This is a genomic window from Sphingomonas jinjuensis (assembly GCF_014197105.1).
GTDB lineage: Bacteria > Pseudomonadota > Alphaproteobacteria > Sphingomonadales > Sphingomonadaceae > Sphingomonas > Sphingomonas jinjuensis.
The window spans coordinates 590,138-608,675 of sequence record NZ_JACIEV010000001.1; the positions used below are offsets into that span (position 1 = coordinate 590,138).

Here is an 18,538-nt window from a genome sequence, read left to right on the forward strand (position 1 = left end):
CCATCATCGTCCTAGCCAAGAAGAAAGGGCCGGAGCAAGCGCCCCGACCCTCTTTTCGCGCCTTAAGGGCGTTCTATTTTCCCGTTCGCTCTGAGGAGAGGCTGAGCAAATCGACGCCTCGTCTCGAAGCGTAAGCCAAGCCGCCTGTGCGTCGAGACGGCCCTTCGCTTCCGCTCAGTGCCTCCTCAGCACGAACGGCTGAGAGCATGCGTCAGAACCGGATGCCCACGCCCGCGACCAGCTGGTGGCGGTCGGCGTCGATGTCGTAATCGTCGACCTTAGAATAATGTGAGTAACGATACTCGGCCTTCACGTAGCTGTTGCTGCCCAGCGCCTGCTCGACGCCCGCGCCCAGGCGGAAGCCGTCGAGGTCGGCATGGTCGTCGACGCTGGCCGCGCCGGCGTCGTACCGGGCCTGGACACGCGCGTTGGTGTAGCCGCCCTTGGCGTAGAGCAGCGTCGCCGGGGTGATCGGGAAGCCGACGCGGCCGCCGACGTAGATGTCGCGGCCGGCGTCGAGCCGCAGCCGGTCGCCGGCCACCAGCAGGCTGTCGGTACGCGTGTCGACGGTCGATCCGGTCAGCTCGGCCTCGGCGCCCAGCGTGATGCTGCCGACGGGCACGTCGTAACCGACGCCGCCGCCATAGACGATCCCGCTGCTCGAGCTCGAATCCTGGTTTCCGCCATCGCTCAGCCTGTCGTAGCCGACCAATCCCTCGACGCGCAGGCCGGTGTGCGGCGCGCTGCTGGTCTGGGCCAGCGCGGGCGTGGCGAGGGCGGTCGATGCCGCGACGATCAGGAACAGGTTACGCATTTCGGTACTCCATCGAACAATTGCGTGTTGCCGGGGCAGTACACCCCGGGAGGCGCTCAATGGCCGGCACGCGGCGATGTTGCATGAACCTCAGCTAAACGGGGAAAGGCGTTGCATTCGCGCCACACGGGGTTGAAAGCGCCGGCCCATGAACCCGAACCCCGCGCGCCGCCGCGGCCGCGATGTCATCGCGCGGCACGGCGAAACCGTCTTCAACGCCGCGCGCCGGCTTCAGGGCGAGGCGCCGCACACGCCGCTGACCCGCGCCGGCTTCGCGCAAGCCGACGAGATGGGACGGGCGCTACGCGACCTGCTGGGGCATCGGCCCCGGCTGACGCTATGGGCCTCGCCGACCGGCCGCGCGCTGCAGACGCTCGCGATCATCGCCGAGCATCTCGGGCTCGACTGGCACCAGGCCCGCCACGATGCGCGGCTGGTCGAGATCGGCATGGGTGCATGGGGCGGGCGCTATTACGCCGATGTGATCGGGGAGGTGGGGCCGGTGATCGATCCCGCCACAGGGCTGCTGCGGCCGGCGCCCGATGGCGAGGATTATCACGCGATCGCCGCGCGCGTGTCGTCGTGGCTCGCCGATACCGATGACGACGATGGCGACCGGCTGGTCATCATGCACGGCATCTCCAGCCGCGTGCTGCGCGGGGTGATGACGGCGGCGCCGGTCGATCCGATGGCGGGGGTGCCCGTCGCATCGAACCTGCCGCAGGGCAGCGTTGTGCTGGTCGAGGGCGGTGTCGAGCGCGTCGCGCATCTCGGCACCGGCCACACGCCCGCGTGAAGGCGGCGGCGCTCCTGCTGCTGGCGGCAGCGGCGGCGGCGAATGCGGCGGCGCGCGACACCGTTGGCGTCTATCGCACCTGGGGCGCGTTCCGCGACCGCCAGCCGGCGCGCTGCTTCGCCATCGCCCGGCCGATCGCAGCGGGCGGGCGCGTCGGCGGCTATGCGAGCGTCGCGACATGGCCGGATCGCGGTCTGACCGCGTCCTTCTACGTCCGCCTCAGCCGCGAGCGCGATCGCTCCGCGCCGGTGACGCTGACGATCGGCGAGCGGCGGTTCCAACTGGTCGCGAGCGGCTTTGACGCCTTCGCCACCGATCTTGCCAGCGACCGAGCGATCGTCTCGGCGATGCGATCGGGAAGAAGCATGAGCGTCGAGGCGGTCGGTCGCGGCGGGCGTCCGTTCGCCGACGTGTATGCCCTCTCCGGCGCCGCCACCGCGATCGACGCCGCGGTTCTGGCGTGTCGGTGACGCCCATCCCGTCATTCCCGCGCAGGCGGGAACCCATCACCACTGCACATCGTGAGACCCACAATGATCAGCCAGTCTGGATCCCCACCTCCGCGGGGATGACGGATCAGGGTTTTTCCCCTATATGCGCGCGATGCTCGACAGCGTTGCCCCGCCCATGCCCATCCCCGGGCACATCGATCCCGTGCCCGTCGCACGGCCCCAGACGTTGCGCGAGGATGGCCGCATCGACCTGATCGGCCTGTCCAAGGACCAGCTGCGCCAGACGCTGGCCGACGCGGGGCTGGACGCGCGCCAGGCGAAGCTGCGCGGCAAGCAGATCTGGCACTGGATGTACAATCGCGGCGCCACGCGGTTCGAGGACATGACCGACATCAGCAAGGCGCAGCACCCGTGGCTGACCGAGCGGTTCGTGATCGGCCGGCCGCAAGTGGTCGAGGCGCAGGTATCGACCGACGGCACGCGCAAGTGGCTGCTGCGATCGCCCGACGCGCAGGATTACGAGATGGTGTTCATCCCCGACGCCGATCGGGGAACGCTGTGCGTGTCGAGCCAGGTCGGCTGCACGCTCAACTGCACCTTCTGCCATACCGGCACGATGCGCCTGGTCCGCAACCTGACCGCAGGCGAGATCATCGGCCAGGTGATGCTGGCGCGCGATTCGCTCGGCGAATGGCCATCGCAGCCCGAGGGGCGGATGCTCACCAATATCGTGATGATGGGGATGGGCGAGCCGCTGTATAACTTCGATAGCGTCCGCGACGCGTTGAAGCTGGTGATGGACGGCGACGGCCTCGCGCTGTCGAAGCGGCGGATCACGCTGTCGACGTCGGGCGTCGTGCCGATGATGGCGCGCGCTGGCGAGGAGATCGGGGTCAACCTAGCGGTGTCGCTCCATGCGGTGCGCAAGGAAGTGCGCGACGAGATCGTGCCCCTGAACCGCAAATACGGCATCGAGGAGCTGCTCCAGGCGTGCGCCGACTATCCCGGCGCCAACAATGCGCGGCGCATCACCTTCGAATATGTGATGCTGAAGGACAAGAACGACAGCGACGCCGATGCGCGCGAGCTGGTCCGCCTGCTGCGCCACTACGACCTGCCGGCAAAGGTCAATCTGATCCCGTTCAATCCCTGGCCGGGCGCGAATTACGAATGCTCGACGCCGGAACGGATCCGCGCGTTCAGTAACATCATCTTCGAGGCGGGCATTTCCGCACCGACCCGCACCCCGCGTGGCCGCGACATCGATGCCGCGTGCGGCCAGCTGAAGACCGCAGCGGAAAAGAAGAGGCGCGCCGAGCTCGACCGGCTGGCGGCGGAAAAGCAGGCGGCGCTGGGCTGAGCCCCGGCGCCTCGTGCTCACCCGCCTGACCCTCACCGATTTTCGCAATCACGCCGCGCTGACGCTGTCGCCAGGGCCCGGCTTCGTCGTGCTGACCGGCGCGAACGGCGCGGGCAAGACCAACATCCTGGAAGCGGTGTCGCTGCTCGCGCCCGGCAAGGGGCTGCGCCGCGCGGCGCTGTCGGCGATGGCGCGGCAGGACGGGCCGGGCGGCTTCGGCGTCGCCGCGTCGCTGGCGGACGAGGTCGAGATCGCGACCGGCACGCTGGCGTCGGCGCCCGAGCGCCGCATCGTCCGCGTCCAAGGCGCCGCCGCCCCCGCCAACGCGCTCGCCGAATGGCTGACGGTGCTGTGGCTGACCCCGGCGATGGACCGCCTGTTCGTCGAGCCCGCCAGCGGCCGCCGCCGCTTCCTCGATCGCCTCGCGCTGGCGCTGTTCCCCGGCCATGCCCAGGCGGCGGCGCGCTACGAGGCGGCGATGCGCTCGCGTACCCGACTGCTGGCGGAGGACCGGCCTGCGGACCCCGAATGGCTGTCGGCGCTGGAGGCGCAGATGGCCGAGCATGGCGCCGCCCTCGACGCGGCGCGGCGCGAGACGGTGGCGCTGCTGGAAGCGCCGCTGGCGTCAGGATCGCCAGACTTCCCTCGCGCCGCGCTGACGATCGAAGGCGACGACGCCACCGACTTGGCGACCCGCCTCCGCGACAATCGCCCCCGCGACACCGCCGCCGGCCGTGCACTCGTCGGCCCGCACCGCCAGGACCTCGCCGTCACCCACGTCGAGAAGACCCAGCCCGCCGCGCTCGCCTCGACCGGCGAGCAGAAGGCGCTCCTCCTCGGCATCGTCCTCGCCCACGCCGCCTTGGTGGCGAGCCGCACGGGTCGCGCGCCCATCCTCCTCCTCGATGAAGTCGCCGCCCACCTAGACCCCGCCCGCCGCGCAGCGCTCTTCGCGCGGCTGGCTGGCAGGGGTCAGGTGTGGATGACGGGGACCGAACCGGCGCTGTTCGCGGCGATCGATGCGGGGGCGACGCGGGTGGAGTTGACGTGAAGGCACCGTCCACTTTCGTCCTATGAGTGGACGTTGGCTCATGTAAGTTCGCTCACTAGTCTCGCCGCGCAAGGGAGCAGATGACGATGGGGCCGAAAGGATTTGCCCTGGCAGTTAGAATGGAGCGCGACGCGCTGCTTTATACGTTCGCCAATCCCCAAGGAGGGTCAGCCGTCGCAGACCGCCTCGCTGCCGCCAACCTGACGTCACTCCAACGAATAGAAGTACTTGCCGCCATTGATGCAGCTTTATCGGAGGCCTTCTATACATTGCTACGTGCGTTGGATGGGTCGGCGTCGCTGGGAGGCTGCCAGCAAGCCTTCAAGCTGAACGGTGAGGGAGGCGAGATTATCGCGGATGGCGATGGTCGCCTTGAAGCGGCAGCGTGGGAAACGTTTTACGGTAGCGGCGGCTAACCACCAGCTTTGGCGATTGCACCCGGCTCGAATTACTACTGTCCTACACGCCCCTGACGCGCCACAAGGCTGATGCGACACCCGGCGTGAGCGGGGTCAAAGTGAAAACATAACCCTCCACCACCCTTCACTTCACCCCCACACCCCTTCCACCCCCACCGGCCATTTCGCTTCCGTTTCACCCCCGTCATCCCTATATCTCCGCCATGGCAGAGCAGCAGAATTCCAGCGAATATGGCGCCTCTTCGATCAAGGTGCTCAAGGGCCTCGACGCGGTGCGCAAGCGGCCGGGCATGTATATCGGCGATACCGACGACGGTTCGGGCCTCCACCACATGGTGTTCGAGGTCAGCGACAATGCGATCGACGAGGCGCTGGCGGGGCATTGCGACCGGATCGATATCCAGCTGAACGCCGACGGATCGGTCAGCGTCACCGACAATGGCCGCGGCATCCCGACCGGCATCCACCCGGAGGAGGGCGTGAGCGCGGCCGAGGTCATCATGACCCAGCTCCACGCCGGCGGTAAGTTCGAGAACAGCAGCGACGACAACGCCTACAAGGTGTCGGGCGGCCTCCACGGCGTCGGCGTGTCGGTGGTCAACGCGCTGTCCGAATGGCTCGACCTGACGATCTGGCGCGACGGCGAGGAGCATTACATGCGCTTCGCCCACGGCGATGCGGTCGCGCCGCTCAAGGTCGTCGGCAAGGCGGAAGGCAAGAAGGGAACGCGCGTCACCTTCCTGCCGTCGCCGACCACCTTCAAGATCGTCGAGTTCGATTTCGACAAGCTCGAGCATCGCTTCCGCGAGCTGGCGTTCCTCAATTCGGGCGTCCGCCTGTTCCTGACCGATGCGCGTCACGACGAGCCGCGCACCGTCGAGCTGTATTACGAGGGTGGCATCGCCGCGTTCGTGAAGTGGCTCGACCGGTCGAAGACGCCGCTGATGCCCGAGCCGATCGCCATTTCGGGCCAGCGCGAGATGATCGGGATGGACGTCGCGCTGGAGTGGAACGACAGCTATTACGAGAACGTCCTCGCCTTCACCAACAACATTCCCCAGCGCGACGGCGGCACCCACATCGCCGCCTTCCGCGCCGCACTGACCCGCACGCTCAACAACTGGGCCGAAAAGTCGGGGATGTTGAAGAAGGAGAAGGTCACCCTCACCGGCGACGACATGCGCGAAGGGCTGACCGCGATCGTCTCGGTGAAGCTGCCCGACCCGAAATTCTCCAGCCAGACCAAGGACAAGCTGGTCAGTTCCGAGGTGCGCCAGCCGCTCGAAAGCCTGATGGCGGACAAGCTGGCCGAATATCTCGAGGAAAACCCGGCGCATGGCCGCGCGATCGTCCAGAAGGTGATCGACGCCGCCGCCGCGCGCGAGGCGGCGAAGCGGGCGCGCGAGCTGACCCGGCGCAAGGGGGTGATGGACATCGCCTCGCTGCCCGGTAAGCTGGCCGATTGCCAGGAGCGCGATCCCGCCAAGTCGGAGCTTTTCCTGGTCGAGGGCGATTCAGCCGGCGGGTCGGCCAAGCAGGGCCGCGACCGGCATTTCCAGGCGATCCTGCCGCTCCGGGGCAAGATTCTCAACACCGAGCGCGCGCGGTTCGACCGGATGATCTCGTCGAAGGAGATCGGCACGCTGATCCAGGCGATGGGCACCGGCATCGGCCGCGACGACTTCAACGCCGACAAGCTGCGCTATCACAAGATCGTCATCATGACCGACGCAGACGTCGACGGCGCGCATATCCGCACCCTGCTGCTGACCTTCTTCTATCGCCAGATGCCCGAGCTGATCGCGCGCGGTCACCTCTACATCGCCCAGCCGCCGCTCTACAAGGCAACCAAGGGGCGATCGGAAGTGTATCTGAAGGACGACGCCGCGCTCGACGAATATCTGGTCGAGGCTGGCGTGCTGATGATGGCGCTCGACGCGAACGGCGAGCAGCTGACGGGCGCGCATCTGCGCCCGATGGTCGAGCATGCCCGGCGGATGCGCACGCTGATGCGGTATGTGCCGCGGCGCTACGATCCCGCCATCATCGAGGCGCTGGCGCTCGGCGGCGCACTCGACCCGCAGATCGACCGACCGGGCCGCGAGGCGGCGGTGCAGGACGTCACCAAGCGGCTCGACGCCGGTGACGACGAGGCGACGTGGACCGCGCAGCTGACCGAAGAGGGCGGCATCCACTTCCAGCGCTTCTGGCGCGGCGTGACCGACCACCACATCGTCGAGGCGGGCTTCCTGGCGAGCGCCGAGGCGCGCAAGCTCCATACGCTCGCCGCCGAACAGGCCGACGCCTACGCCGCCGCGGGCAAGCTCGTGCCGGTCAAGGGTGCCGCCACCGTGACGACCGAGGCGGAGCCGGAGGACGGCTCGACCGAGGGAGACGGTGACGGTGAGGGCGAAGCGCCGGTCGCCGCCGGCGGCACGCGGACGCTGGCACGCGGCGAGACGCGCGTGGCGCGACCGTCGCAGCTGCTCGATGCGATCCTGGTGGCGGGCCGCAAGGGCCTGTCGATCCAGCGCTACAAGGGGCTGGGCGAGATGAATGCCGAGCAGCTGTGGGAAACGACGCTCGACCCGTCGAACCGTACGATGCTGCGCGTGACCAGCAACGACGTCCAGGCGGCGGACGAGATCTTCACCCAGCTGATGGGCGAAGTCGTCGAGCCGCGCCGCGAGTTCATCCAGGACAACGCGCTGAACGTCGCGAACCTCGACGTGTGACGCCAACGTCCTCCCCACGACGTGGGGAGGACGGATAGGTGGCCGACTCCCCCGCTGGTAATTTTATTACCGACATGTTATATACCGATCCGTCGGGATCAGTCGCGGTTCTCGGCGAACGAATATATTCGTTACCATCCGCCCCGGGCTCACGACGCGGTTCCCGCCGCCGGCCCGCGGCCTGTTGACCTAAAGGAAAGGCCCCCCATGGCTGCCAAGGCATTGTCCTTCGATGTCGGTGATTATGTCGTCTATCCCAAGCACGGTGTCGGTCGGGTCATCGAGCTGCAGAAACAGGAAATCGCGGGGACCAGCCTGGAACTCTACGTCCTTCGTTTCGAGAAGGAGCGCATGACGCTGCGCGTGCCGACCAACAAAGCCGAGAGCGTCGGAATGCGCAAGCTGTCGTCGGACAAAACGATGCGCGAGGCGATGGAGACGCTGAAGGGCAAGCCCAAGGTCAAGCGTACCATGTGGTCGCGCCGTGCGCAGGAATATGAGGCGAAGATCAACTCGGGCGACCTGGTGTCGATCGCCGAAGTGACCCGCGACCTGTTCCGCGCCGACGACCAGCCCGAGCAGAGCTATTCGGAGCGCCAGATCTTCGAGGCGGCGTGCAGCCGCCTGGCGCGCGAGCTGGCCGCGATGGAAGACATCGACGAGCCCAAGGCGCAGGAGAAGATCCTCGAGATCCTCCGCGCCGCGGCCGCGATCTACAACAAGGACAAGGTGCCGGCCTGACGGCATCGCCGGCCATCGTGTCGGCATCCGATACGATCAAGGGGCGGTGCCGAACGGTGCCGCCCTTTTTCGTTGCGGCTCCGCCTCGCTGCGTGTAGTGTTGAAATAATACACCCGAAGGAGCCACCATGCGCCGTGTCCTGATCCTCGCCTCGCTCGCCAGTCTCGCAGCGGCCTCACCGGCTCTGGCCGAGCAGCGCTCCTACCCCCTGTCGGGCTTCACGTCGGTGGGCGTGGGCGGCGCCGATGCGGTCAAGGTCAGGGTCGGCGGCGGCTATTCGGTGCGCGCCGAAGGATTGCCGGCCGATCTCGCCGACCTGAAGATCGAGCGCAAGGGCGATGCGATCGACATCCGGCGCGAGCGCGGCCAGTGGCAGCGGCGCGGCGCGAAGCCGGTGACGGTGTTCGTCACCATGCCGCGGATCGAGGGCGCCAATGTCGGCGGATCGGGCAGCCTGGACATCGATCGCGCCGATGCGAAAGCGTTCGAGGCCAATGTCGGCGGCTCGGGCATGATCGCGATCGGCCAGCTGGCGTCGAACGAGGCAACGTTCAACATCGGCGGGTCGGGCAGCATCCGGGCGGCGGGCCGGGTGAACGACCTGTCGGTGTCGATCGGTGGATCGGGCGACGTGGCGGCGCCGACGCTGACCGCCGCCAAGGCCGATGTGACGGTGGCGGGCTCGGGCAGCGTGCGCGCCCGCGTGGTCGGCGATGCCGACGTCACGATCACCGGATCGGGCGACGTCGATCTGGGGCCTGACGCGCGCTGCGACGTGACCAAGATGGGGTCGGGCCGCGTCACGTGCCGGCGTCGCGGCTGACAAGGGGAAAGATGATGCGCCTTCGTCACTGCCGCACGCTGCTGCTGGTCGCCATTGCGACGCCCCTCGCCGCCTGTCAGATCGGCGGCGACGACAAGGGGCGCGCGCTCGACGCCAACGGCAGCGGCACGTCGCGGACCTATGCCGTCGCAAACTTCGCCGACGTCGCCTTGCGGGGATCGGACGATGTCGATGTCCGCGTCGGTGGCGGCTTTTCGGTGCGTGCCGAGGGGCCGAGCGAGGAGCTCGACAAGCTGCGCATCGCGCTCGACGGCGATACGCTGGTCATCGGGCGCAAGCGCAACGCATTGAGCTGGGGTGATGCGCAGAAGGTCAAGGTCTTCGTCACGCTGCCACGGATCGGCCAGGGCGTCGTGCTCGGTTCGGGCGACATGGCGATCGACCGTGTCGATGGCGCGAAGTTCGAGGGCGTCGTCGCCGGATCGGGTACACTGTCGCTGGCGGCGCTGGCGGTCGACGAGGCGGAACTGTCGATCGCTGGATCGGGCGATGCCCAGGTCGCGGGCACCGCGCGGATGCTGAAGGTCAATGTCGCCGGCTCGGGCAATCTGCGTGGCACGGGCCTGCGCAGCGAAGGGGCCGAAGTGGCGGTGGCCGGATCGGGCGATGTCAGCGCGCAGGTCAGCGGCGATGCCAAGGTGTCGATCCTGGGCTCGGGCGACGTCAATCTTGGCCCGCAGGCGAAATGCACCGTGTCGAAGATGGGATCGGGCAAGGTCAGCTGCGCGCAGTGATGTAGGGATGGGACGCAGGGCTTGCGGTGCGGCGGCGTTCGGTGCGACGCTGCCCGGCATGATCCGCTTCCTGCCGCTCGCGCTCGCCCTGCTGCCCACCGCCGCCGCTGCCGCCGATCGCACCGTCGGTATCGGCAGCTTCGAACGGCTGCGCGTCGATGGGCCGATCGAGGTCCGCGTCGTCACCGGCCAGCCCGCGAGTGCGAAGCTCAGTGGCGATCGCGACGCGGTCGAGCGCCTGTCGGTGAATGTCGACGGCACCGCGCTGACGATCCGCCCCGGCAACCAGGCGTGGGGCGAGACGCCGCGGCGCGGGTCGGCGGGGGTTGCGGTGGTCACACTGACGACGCCGACGCTGGCCAGCGCGACCAGCCTGGCGGGGGCGAAGATCGTGGCGACGCGAATGAAGGCACCGCGCGTCGACCTGGCGATGACGGGCAGCGGATCGATCGCGGTCGAGGCGGTCGAGACGGACCAGCTGGCGGCGACCGCGATCGGCGTCGGCGCGATCAACGTGGCGTCGGGCAAGGCGGCGCGGGCGCGGCTGGCAGTCAACGGCACCGCGACGATCGACGCCGCGGGGGTGGTCGCGGGCGATCTTCAGGCGACGCTGGACGGGCCGGGCGACGTGAAGGGGCAGGCGCGCTACACCGCTAGGGTCAACAATATCGGGCTTGGTCGGGTGGTCGTCGGAGGCAATCCGAAATGCACCGTCTCGGCGCGCGCCGGCGGTCCGGTGGCTTGTGGGGCCGTGGCGCGTTAGATTTTCGTCATTCCCGCGAAGGCGGGAATCCATGCTGGCTGCGCTTCATGGGACCCAAGGCGTTCAGTGGTGATGGATCCCCGCCTTCGCGGGGATGACGATGTCGCTCAAATCAACGCCAATTCCGCCAACCGACCGATCAACGCCGGCGGCAGGGCCGACAGCCCCGACGCGTCGCCGCCACCGAGGTCAAGCGGCGCATCGTCCGCCTCCAGATAGCGCCAGCCCTGATGCGCCCGCTTGGGTCGCGCCTGTACCAGCACGAGTCCCGGATCGAGGTGGATCGCGACGCGACCGCCCTCCGCCTCGCCAAAGCCGGTAATCGGCGATCGGGCGACCAGCTGATGCTTGATGATCCAGAACAGCGACCCGCGGCCTGCCACCTCCTCGTGCCGCTTGGGCAGATAGCGCGTCGTCAGCGACAGCGGCCCAGCCGCGGCGCGCGCCTCCAGGCGATCGGCCAGCATCTCGACGCTGGTGACGCCGAACGCGACCTTGGTGAGGTGGAGGGACATCGCCCGCTATTTGGGGAGAGTTGCCGACGGGGCAATGGGTTGGCGGCGGTTGCTACCCGCCGAGTCCCACCAGTGCCGCGAGCCCGAGGAAGCTCAGAAACCCCATGATATCGGTGATCGTGGTCACGAACACCGCCGACGACACCGCCGGATCGATATTCGCGCGGTCGAGCGTCACCGGCACGATCACACCGACTATGCCGGCGACGAGGCTGTTGAACGACATGGCGATGCCGAACACCGCCGACAGCGTCGGGTCGCGGAACACGACATAGCTGCCCAGCGCCCCGATCATCCCCAGCGCGGCGCCGTTGCACATCGCGACCGAGAATTCGCGTCCCAGCATGCGCAGCGTGTTCGAACTGGTCAGCTGGTTCATCGCCAGCGCGCGGACCATCACCGCCAGCGTCTGCGTGCCGGCATTGCCGCCCAACGCCGAGATGATCGGCATCAGCACCGCCAGCAGCGCGTAGCGGGCGATCTCACCCTGGAACAGGCCGATCACCGATGCCGACAGCATCGTCGCGCCCAGGTTGATCGTCAGCCACGTCAGCCGGGTTCGGACGGTGAAGCGGATCGGCTCGTTGATGTCGCCGTCGCCTGCGCCCGACAGCAGCAGCGTATCCTCGCCCGCCTCTTCCTGGATGATGTGGACGATGTCGTCGACGGTGATCATGCCGACCAGCCGGCCCGACGCGTCAGTCACTGCCGCCGAGATCAGCGCATATTTCTGGAAGCGGAGCGCGACCTCCTCCTGGTCCATGTCGGTCGGGATCAGCGTCTGCTCGCGCTTCATCACGTCGGCGATCGACACGAAGCGGGGGGTGCGCAGGATCCACGACAGCTGGCAGGTGCCGACCGGCTTGTGCCCCGGATCGACAACGAAGATCTCCCAGAAGTCGGTCGTCAGTTCCTCGTGGCCGCGCAGATAATCGATCGCATCGCCGACGGTCCAATGCTCGGGCACCGCGATCAGTTCGCGCTGCATCAGGCGGCCGGCGGATTCCTCCGGGTAGGACAGAGCCTCCTCGATCGCGGCGCGATCGTCGGGCTCCATCTGGCGCAGCACCTCGCGCTGTTCGTCGGCATCGAGATCCTCGATGATCGCGACCGCGTCGTCGGTGTCGAGCTCGGACGCCAGGTCGGCGACCTCGCGCGGGTCGAGCGCGTCGATCAGGTCCTCGCGGACGTAATCGTTCATTTCCGCGAGCACGTCGCCGTCGAGCAGGTCGGCGACGGCATGGGCGAGGCCGGGGCGATCCTCGTGCGGGGTCAGCTCGAACAGGTCGGCGATGTCGGCGGGGTGGAGCGGCTCGACGAGCGCGCGCGCGCCCTCGGCATCGCCTGCCTCGACCGCGTCGAGAACGGCGCGGACATATTCGGGCTTCAGCCGGTCATCCTCGTCGAGCTGGTTCTCGCCTTCGGCATCGGCGATCTCGTGGGAAAGCTCGGTCTCGCTCATCGCCGCCTCCCTCGGTTCGCTGGCCTGGGCGCTCTATCGCGGCGCGATGCGATTTGCCAGCGGGCGACCGCATCCCTACCTGCGCCCCGGCAACGAAAGGACTTTACATGGCCGATACCCCCGAGACGCTGGTGCTGACCGTCGACACCAAGGACGGCAACACCGGCGACGTGACGATCAAGTTCCGCCCCGACCTGGCGCCCGAGCACGTCAAGCGCATCGCCGAGCTGGCTGACGAGGGCTTCTACGACGGCGTGCCGTTCCACCGCGTCATCCCCGGCTTCATGGCGCAGGGCGGCGACGGCGGTAACCACAATGGCACCGGCGGTTCGTCCAAGCCGAACCTCAAGCAGGAGTTCAACGCAGAGCCGCACGTCCGCGGCGTCTGCTCGATGGCGCGGACCAACGATCCCAACTCGGCCAATTCGCAGTTCTTCATCTGCTTCGACGACGCGCGCTTCCTCGACCGCCAGTATACGGTGTGGGGCGAAGTGACCGACGGCATGGATCTGATCGACGCGCTGCCCAAGGGCGAGCCGCCGCGCGATCCCGGCACGATCGTCAAGGCGCGCACGGCGTGATGCAAATCTTCCCCGGTACGGGGAGGGGGACCGTCAGCCGCAGGCTGGTGGTGGAGGGGGAGCGCCACGGGCGAATCGCTGCGTGGAAAGCTCCCTCCACCATGCCTGGCGGCTTGGTCCCCCTCCCCGGGCCGGGGAGGAATTTTCCTAATTCTGCCCAATGGTCTTGATCAGCCAGTCGTGGAACATCCGCACCGGTCGTTGCTGCAGCGCACGCGGGCGGCAGACGAACCAATAGCTGTACGGGCTTTCCACCTCGATATCGAACAGGTGCGCCAGCCGGGGATCGTTCGCGTCCTGGTAGTGGCTCTCGAGCATGAAGGCGATGCCGAGGCCCTGCGCCGCCGCCTCGAGCATCAGCTGCCCCGAATCGAACAGGTCGATCGCCGCGGGCTCGACGTCCTCCAGCCCCGCCGCCTGCCGCCAGGCGGTGAAGGTGTCGGGCATGTCGCGGTGGATCAGCGCGGTCAGCCCCGCGATCTGCGCCGGATCGGACAGCGCGTTCGGCCCCTCGACCAGCGAGCGCGCGCCGATGACGTACACCCAGTTGCGATCGAGCCGCCGCGCATACAGCGACGGGTCGATCTCCCGCGCGAGCGCGATCACCGCGTCAAGTCCGTCGCCGAGCCGCGCGATGCCGTGGCCGGCCGTGTCGATGTCGAGGTGGAGCTGCGGATGCGCCGCACGCAATTCCCCCAGCCGCGGGAATAGGCGCTGCGAGGCGAACAGCGGCAGCACGCCGAGCCGCAGGCGAAGCACCTCGGTCGAGCTGGTCATCATCTCGACCGCGTCGGACAGCGCGTCAAGTGCCGGCGCGATCTGGGTCAGCAGCCGCTCACCGTCGGCATTGAGCGCCATCGCCTGATGACGACGAGCGAAGAGCGGCTTGCCGATGAATCGCTCCAGGCTCTGCACGCGGCGGCTGAGCGCGGGGGCGGACAGCGCCAGTTCCTCGGCGGCGGCCTTGACCGATCCCAGTCGGGCGACCTGGACGAACGCCTCGATCGCTCCCAGCGGCGGCAATCTGCGCATCGTGATTCCCCTTTCGGCGCGACCTGTTCCTACCTGGACGAATGCAGCGAATGCAACTGTAGCCGATCTTTTCGCACTTGCAACATAACCGGCCGCGACGCAAAAAGACCGTGCCTTTCAGGCATCCTCTCCTAAAAACTTTCACGGGCTGGCCCTTCGGGTGCCGGCCCTTTTTTTGTCCATTTGCCGGCCGCTTGATGCTTCGCCGCGATGGTGATCCCGGAACCGCCTTCCTATCTCGCGCGCTTGCTTGAGCGTTTCAGGGGAGCGGCATGGCCGACAGCGACGACACCGTACACAGGATCCAGGTAGCCAACAGCCGGCCGGAAGACGCCGGCCGCGGCATCGCGCACCTGCCGCGCACGCTGATGGCCGCGATCGGCGTCGGCGAGGGCGATGCGATCGAGATCGTCGGCAAGCAATCGACCGCCGCGCGCGCCGTTGCGCCCTATCCGGAGGACGAAGGGCTCGACGTGCTACGCATGGACGGCCTCCAGCGCGCCAATGCCGGCGTCGGCTCCGGCGATTACGTCGAAGTGCGCAAGGCGGATTCGAAGCCCGCGACCCGCGTCGTGTTCGCGCCTGCGCAACATAATCTGCGCCTCCAGGGGTCGAGCGAGGCGCTCAAACGCACCTTCTTCGGGCGGCCCTTCTGCCAGGGCGATGTCGTCGCGACGGCGGGGCACCAGCGCGTCGGCAACATGCCGGCGAGCATCCAGCGCTACATGAACGCCCCGGCCTATGCGCTGCAGGAGATTCGCCTGGTGGTCGTGTCGGCGACGCCCAAGGGCGTCGTCCACATCGACGAGAATACCGACGTCGAGCTGCGCCCCGAATATGAAGAACCGCAGCAGGCGCGCCGTGCCGACGTCACCTATGACGACATCGGCGGCATGGCCGCGACGATCGACCAGCTGCGCGAGATGGTCGAATTGCCGCTGCGCTATCCCGAATTGTTCGAGCGGCTCGGCGTCGAGCCGCCCAAGGGGCTGCTGCTCTACGGCCCGCCGGGCACCGGCAAGACGAGGCTGGCGCGCGCGGTCGCCAACGAGAGCGACGCGCAATTCTTCCTGATCAACGGTCCCGAGATCATGGGGTCCGCCTATGGCGAATCGGAAGGCCGGCTCCGCGAGATCTTCGAGGAGGCGGCCAAGGCCGCGCCGTCGATCGTGTTCATCGACGAGATCGATTCGATCGCCCCCAAGCGCGGCCAGGTGCAGGGCGAGGCGGAGAAGCGCCTCGTCGCGCAGCTGCTGACGCTGATGGACGGACTGGAGGCGCGCGCGAACCTCGTCGTGATCGCCGCGACCAATCGGCCCGAGGCGCTCGACGAGGCGTTGCGCCGGCCCGGCCGCTTCGACCGCGAGATCGTCGTCGGCGTACCTGACGAGCGCGGCCGGCGCGAAATCCTGGGCATCCACACCCGCGGCATGCCGATCGCCGACGGCGTCGACCTCGCCGAACTGGCGCGCACCACCTATGGCTTCGTCGGCGCCGACCTTGCCGCGCTGACCCGCGAGGCGGCGATCGAGGCGGTGCGGCGGATCATGCCCAAGCTGAACCTCGAGGAGCGGACGATCCCCGCCGAGGTGCTCGACCAGCTGTCGGTCACGCGCGACGACTTCCTCGAGGCGCTGAAGCGCGTCCAGCCCTCGGCGATGCGTGAGGTGATGGTCCAGGCGCCGCAGGTGCGGTGGGAAGATGTCGGCGGCCTCGACGCCGCGCAGGAGCGATTGAAGGAGGGCGTCGAGCTGCCGCTGAAGGACCCCGACGCGTTCCGCCGGCTCGGCATCCGCCCGGCCAAGGGCTTCCTGCTCTACGGCCCGCCGGGCACCGGCAAGACGCTGCTGGCGAAGGCGGTCGCGCGCGAGGCGGAGGCAAACTTCATCGCTACCAAATCGTCCGACCTGCTCAGCAAATGGTATGGCGAAAGCGAGCAGCAGATCACGCGCCTGTTCGCCCGCGCCCGCCAGGTCGCGCCGACGGTGATCTTCATCGACGAGCTCGACAGCCTCGTACCCGCGCGCGGCGGTGGTCTTGGCGAGCCGCAGGTGACCGAGCGCGTCGTCAACACCATCCTCGCCGAGATGGATGGGCTGGAGGAGTTGCAGTCGGTCGTCGTGATCGGCGCGACCAACCGGCCCAACCTGGTCGATCCGGCGCTGCTGCGGCCGGGGCGGTTCGACGAGCTGGTCTATGTGGGCGTGCCCAATCGCGCGGGGCGGCGGCGGATCCTGGGCATCCAGACCGGCAAGATGCCGCTCGCCGGCGATGTCGACCTCGATACGCTGGCCGAGCGGACCGAGCGCTTCACCGGCGCGGACCTTGAGGATCTGACCCGCCGGGCCGGTCTTGCCGCCCTGCGCCGCTCGCTGAGCGCGAGCGAGGTGACGATGGCCGACTTCGACAAGGCGCTGACCGACAGCCGCGCCAGCGTGACGCCCGAGATGGAGAAGGAATATGAGGCGATGGCCTCTAAGCTGAAGCAGGACGCCGCGGCGATCCAGCCACTGGGCTTCATCTCGCCGGGCCAGCTGACGCCGAGGGGGCCGAAGGGGACGGAATAGCCCTTTCAAGCCCCTCCCCTTCAGGGGAGGGGCTTCAGCTCCGGGTCAACGCCACCCTGCAATAGACCCACAGCACCACCAGCGCCGCGCCCGCGGTCAGATAGGGCAGCGAATGCTGTCCCTGGTACAGCGCGACGCCGATCGACGGGCCCAGCACGAAGCTAGCGCCGTTGACGCTCGTCACCTTGCCCGCGACCGAGCCCTGCGCCGCCGGGCCGACCGCCAGGCTCGATCCCGCGGTGAAGCCCGGCCGGGTGAAGCCGAAGCCGAAGCTCGCGAGCGCATAGGCGGTGGCGATGCCGTAGAGCGACGTCGCGATCCCCGTCAGCGCCGTTCCGATCGCGGCGAGGACCAGGCCGGTCAGCACCAGCTGCCGCGGCTTGAGGTTCAGCAGCGGGATGATGCCCCATTGCGTCAGCAGCGCGGCGCCGGCGCCCATCATCAGCACCAGCCCGGTGGGTTGCAGCGCATCGACCGGCGCGACGTCGAGCCGGTCGATCACGAGGAAGCCGATCGCCTGGCTCGTCATCGTCTGGGCATGCCCCATGACGAGGCCGGCAATCATCCAGGCGCGGACGCGCGGATCGAAATAGCCGATGCGCTCGACGTGCGGCTGGGTCGCGGCGGCGACGCTGGCGCCGGTCGGGGCACCGCCGATTGACGGATAGGCCTGGCTCGCGCCATGTTCCGCCGTCGCGCTCGGCCGGTCGTCGGGCAGCATCGTGCGCACCGTCACATAGACGCCGACACCGAACAGCGCGAAGACGAAGGCGGGGCCGGCCAGTCCGATCTCCACGCCCCCGATCCGCCCCAGCAGGAGATAGGGCGCGATCGCCGGCCCCAGGATCGTGCCGAGCCCGAAGGCGCTGGCGAGCAGCGTCAGCGCGCGCGTCCGCTCCTCGCGCGTCGTCTCGCCGGCGACCAGCGCCTGCACCGCGGGCGGCGCGGCCGAGCCCAAGGTGCCGTAGATCATCCGCCCGGCGATGAACGCGACGAACGCCGCGGTGCCGCTGATCCAGCCGTTGATCCCCGCCGCCAGGAAGATGCCGCACAGCGTCAGCGATATCGCGAAACCGCCCATGCCGAGCAGGATCATCGCCCGCCGCCCGCGCCGGTCGGATCGGTTGGCCCAGATCGGCGCGGCGATGACCCACAGCAACGCCGACACCGAAAAGGCCGCCGCAACCGCGCGGTCGTCGACGTGAAGCGACCGGCCCAGCGCCGGCAACACCGATTGCAGCGCGGTATTGCCCGCCGCGATCGTCAGCATGACCAGGAACATCAGCGCAAAGCGGCGATCCATCCCGCTCATCCGCGCGTCCAGCGATAATCGCGGGCGACGTGCGCGACAACGACCTGATATTCGGCATACCAGCGCGCGCGTCCCGCCTCGCGCGTCGCGGCATGGTCGGGCTGGTCGCGCCAGGCGACCGCGTCCGCCTCGCTCGCCCAATAGCTGACCGTGATGCCCAGGCCATCGGTGCCGCGCGCGCTCTGGATCCCGCGATAGCCGGGCTGCTGCGCCGCCAGCGTCTCCATCCGGGACGCCGCCTCGGCATAGCCGGCGGGATCGGTTCCCGTCAGCCGCGACGTGAAGATCACTGCGGTTTCGTCGTTTCGGTCGCCGTCCATCCCTCTTCGTTAAGCGGTTGGCCTACGTTGACAAGCGAC

General features: G+C 68.3%; 18 protein-coding genes. 12 read left to right on the plus strand and 6 right to left on the minus strand.

Annotated features, from left to right (window positions below):
• Positions 1-211 precede the first annotated feature (211 nt).
• Complete coding sequence (locus tag GGQ80_RS02895; RefSeq protein WP_183982317.1) at positions 212-814, minus strand: outer membrane protein; 603 nt, start codon at positions 812-814, stop codon at positions 212-214.
• Positions 815-962: 148 nt separating this feature from the next.
• On the opposite strand from GGQ80_RS02895, the gene GGQ80_RS02900 reads away from it, so the two are divergent.
• The 10 genes from GGQ80_RS02900 to GGQ80_RS02945 all read left to right on the plus strand — a co-directional run bounded on the left by GGQ80_RS02900 (position 963) and on the right by GGQ80_RS02945 (position 10,710).
• Positions 963-1,610, plus strand: a complete 648-nt coding sequence (locus tag GGQ80_RS02900; protein ID WP_183982318.1) for a histidine phosphatase family protein — start codon at positions 963-965, stop codon at positions 1,608-1,610.
• Positions 1,607-2,080 (plus strand): hypothetical protein, encoded by a 474-nt coding sequence (locus tag GGQ80_RS02905; RefSeq protein ID WP_183982320.1) that lies wholly within the window; start codon positions 1,607-1,609, stop codon positions 2,078-2,080. Before GGQ80_RS02900 ends, GGQ80_RS02905 begins: the two co-directional genes overlap by 4 nt.
• A 157-nt stretch (positions 2,081-2,237) precedes the next feature.
• A complete protein-coding gene (rlmN, locus tag GGQ80_RS02910) occupies positions 2,238-3,422 on the plus strand; it encodes a dual-specificity RNA methyltransferase RlmN (protein ID WP_183982322.1) in 1,185 nt (394 codons plus the stop codon).
• A gap of 13 nt (positions 3,423-3,435) precedes the next feature.
• Entirely contained in the window at positions 3,436-4,473 is a 1,038-nt protein-coding gene (gene recF / locus GGQ80_RS02915) for a DNA replication/repair protein RecF (protein ID WP_183982324.1), read from the plus strand.
• Positions 4,474-4,553: 80 nt separating this feature from the next.
• Positions 4,554-4,889 (plus strand): hypothetical protein, encoded by a 336-nt coding sequence (locus tag GGQ80_RS02920; protein WP_221364129.1) that lies wholly within the window; start codon positions 4,554-4,556, stop codon positions 4,887-4,889.
• Positions 4,890-5,095: 206 nt separating this feature from the next.
• Positions 5,096-7,627, plus strand: a complete 2,532-nt coding sequence (gene gyrB / locus GGQ80_RS02925; protein WP_183982328.1) for a DNA topoisomerase (ATP-hydrolyzing) subunit B — start codon at positions 5,096-5,098, stop codon at positions 7,625-7,627.
• Between the two features lie 207 nt (positions 7,628-7,834).
• On the plus strand, positions 7,835-8,368 hold the full coding sequence (locus tag GGQ80_RS02930) for a CarD family transcriptional regulator (RefSeq protein ID WP_183982330.1): 534 nt from the start codon (positions 7,835-7,837) through the stop codon (positions 8,366-8,368).
• Positions 8,369-8,496: 128 nt separating this feature from the next.
• Positions 8,497-9,192 (plus strand): head GIN domain-containing protein, encoded by a 696-nt coding sequence (locus GGQ80_RS02935; protein WP_183982331.1) that lies wholly within the window; start codon positions 8,497-8,499, stop codon positions 9,190-9,192.
• 14 nt (positions 9,193-9,206) lie between these two features.
• Positions 9,207-9,947, plus strand: coding sequence for a head GIN domain-containing protein (locus tag GGQ80_RS02940; RefSeq protein WP_183982332.1), 741 nt, complete (start codon positions 9,207-9,209; stop codon positions 9,945-9,947).
• Between the two features lie 7 nt (positions 9,948-9,954).
• Entirely contained in the window at positions 9,955-10,710 is a 756-nt protein-coding gene (locus tag GGQ80_RS02945; protein WP_183982333.1) for a GIN domain-containing protein, read from the plus strand.
• A gap of 107 nt (positions 10,711-10,817) precedes the next feature.
• On the opposite strand, the gene GGQ80_RS02950 is transcribed toward GGQ80_RS02945, so the two are convergent.
• Positions 10,818-11,225 (minus strand): DUF1489 family protein, encoded by a 408-nt coding sequence (locus GGQ80_RS02950; RefSeq protein ID WP_183982334.1) that lies wholly within the window; start codon positions 11,223-11,225, stop codon positions 10,818-10,820.
• Positions 11,226-11,277: 52 nt separating this feature from the next.
• Positions 11,278-12,687, minus strand: a complete 1,410-nt coding sequence (gene mgtE, locus GGQ80_RS02955; RefSeq protein WP_183982335.1) for a magnesium transporter — start codon at positions 12,685-12,687, stop codon at positions 11,278-11,280.
• Between the two features lie 107 nt (positions 12,688-12,794).
• On the opposite strand from mgtE, the gene GGQ80_RS02960 reads away from it, so the two are divergent.
• Positions 12,795-13,268, plus strand: a complete 474-nt coding sequence (locus GGQ80_RS02960; protein ID WP_183982336.1) for a peptidylprolyl isomerase — start codon at positions 12,795-12,797, stop codon at positions 13,266-13,268.
• 147 nt (positions 13,269-13,415) lie between these two features.
• Here the strand turns inward: GGQ80_RS02960 and GGQ80_RS02965 are convergent, their stop codons facing one another.
• Entirely contained in the window at positions 13,416-14,300 is an 885-nt protein-coding gene (locus tag GGQ80_RS02965; RefSeq protein WP_183982338.1) for a LysR substrate-binding domain-containing protein, read from the minus strand.
• Positions 14,301-14,572: 272 nt separating this feature from the next.
• Here GGQ80_RS02965 and GGQ80_RS02970 point away from each other — a divergent pair, with 272 nt between their 5' ends.
• Positions 14,573-16,867, plus strand: a complete 2,295-nt coding sequence (locus GGQ80_RS02970; RefSeq protein ID WP_183982339.1) for a CDC48 family AAA ATPase — start codon at positions 14,573-14,575, stop codon at positions 16,865-16,867.
• Between the two features lie 34 nt (positions 16,868-16,901).
• On the opposite strand, the gene GGQ80_RS02975 is transcribed toward GGQ80_RS02970, so the two are convergent.
• Positions 16,902-18,170 (minus strand): MFS transporter, encoded by a 1,269-nt coding sequence (locus tag GGQ80_RS02975; RefSeq protein WP_183982341.1) that lies wholly within the window; start codon positions 18,168-18,170, stop codon positions 16,902-16,904.
• Between the two features lie 5 nt (positions 18,171-18,175).
• Positions 18,176-18,499: an antibiotic biosynthesis monooxygenase family protein gene (locus GGQ80_RS02980; protein ID WP_183982343.1), complete on the minus strand. Its 324-nt coding sequence runs from the start codon at positions 18,497-18,499 to the stop codon at positions 18,176-18,178.
• Positions 18,500-18,538 lie beyond the last annotated feature (39 nt).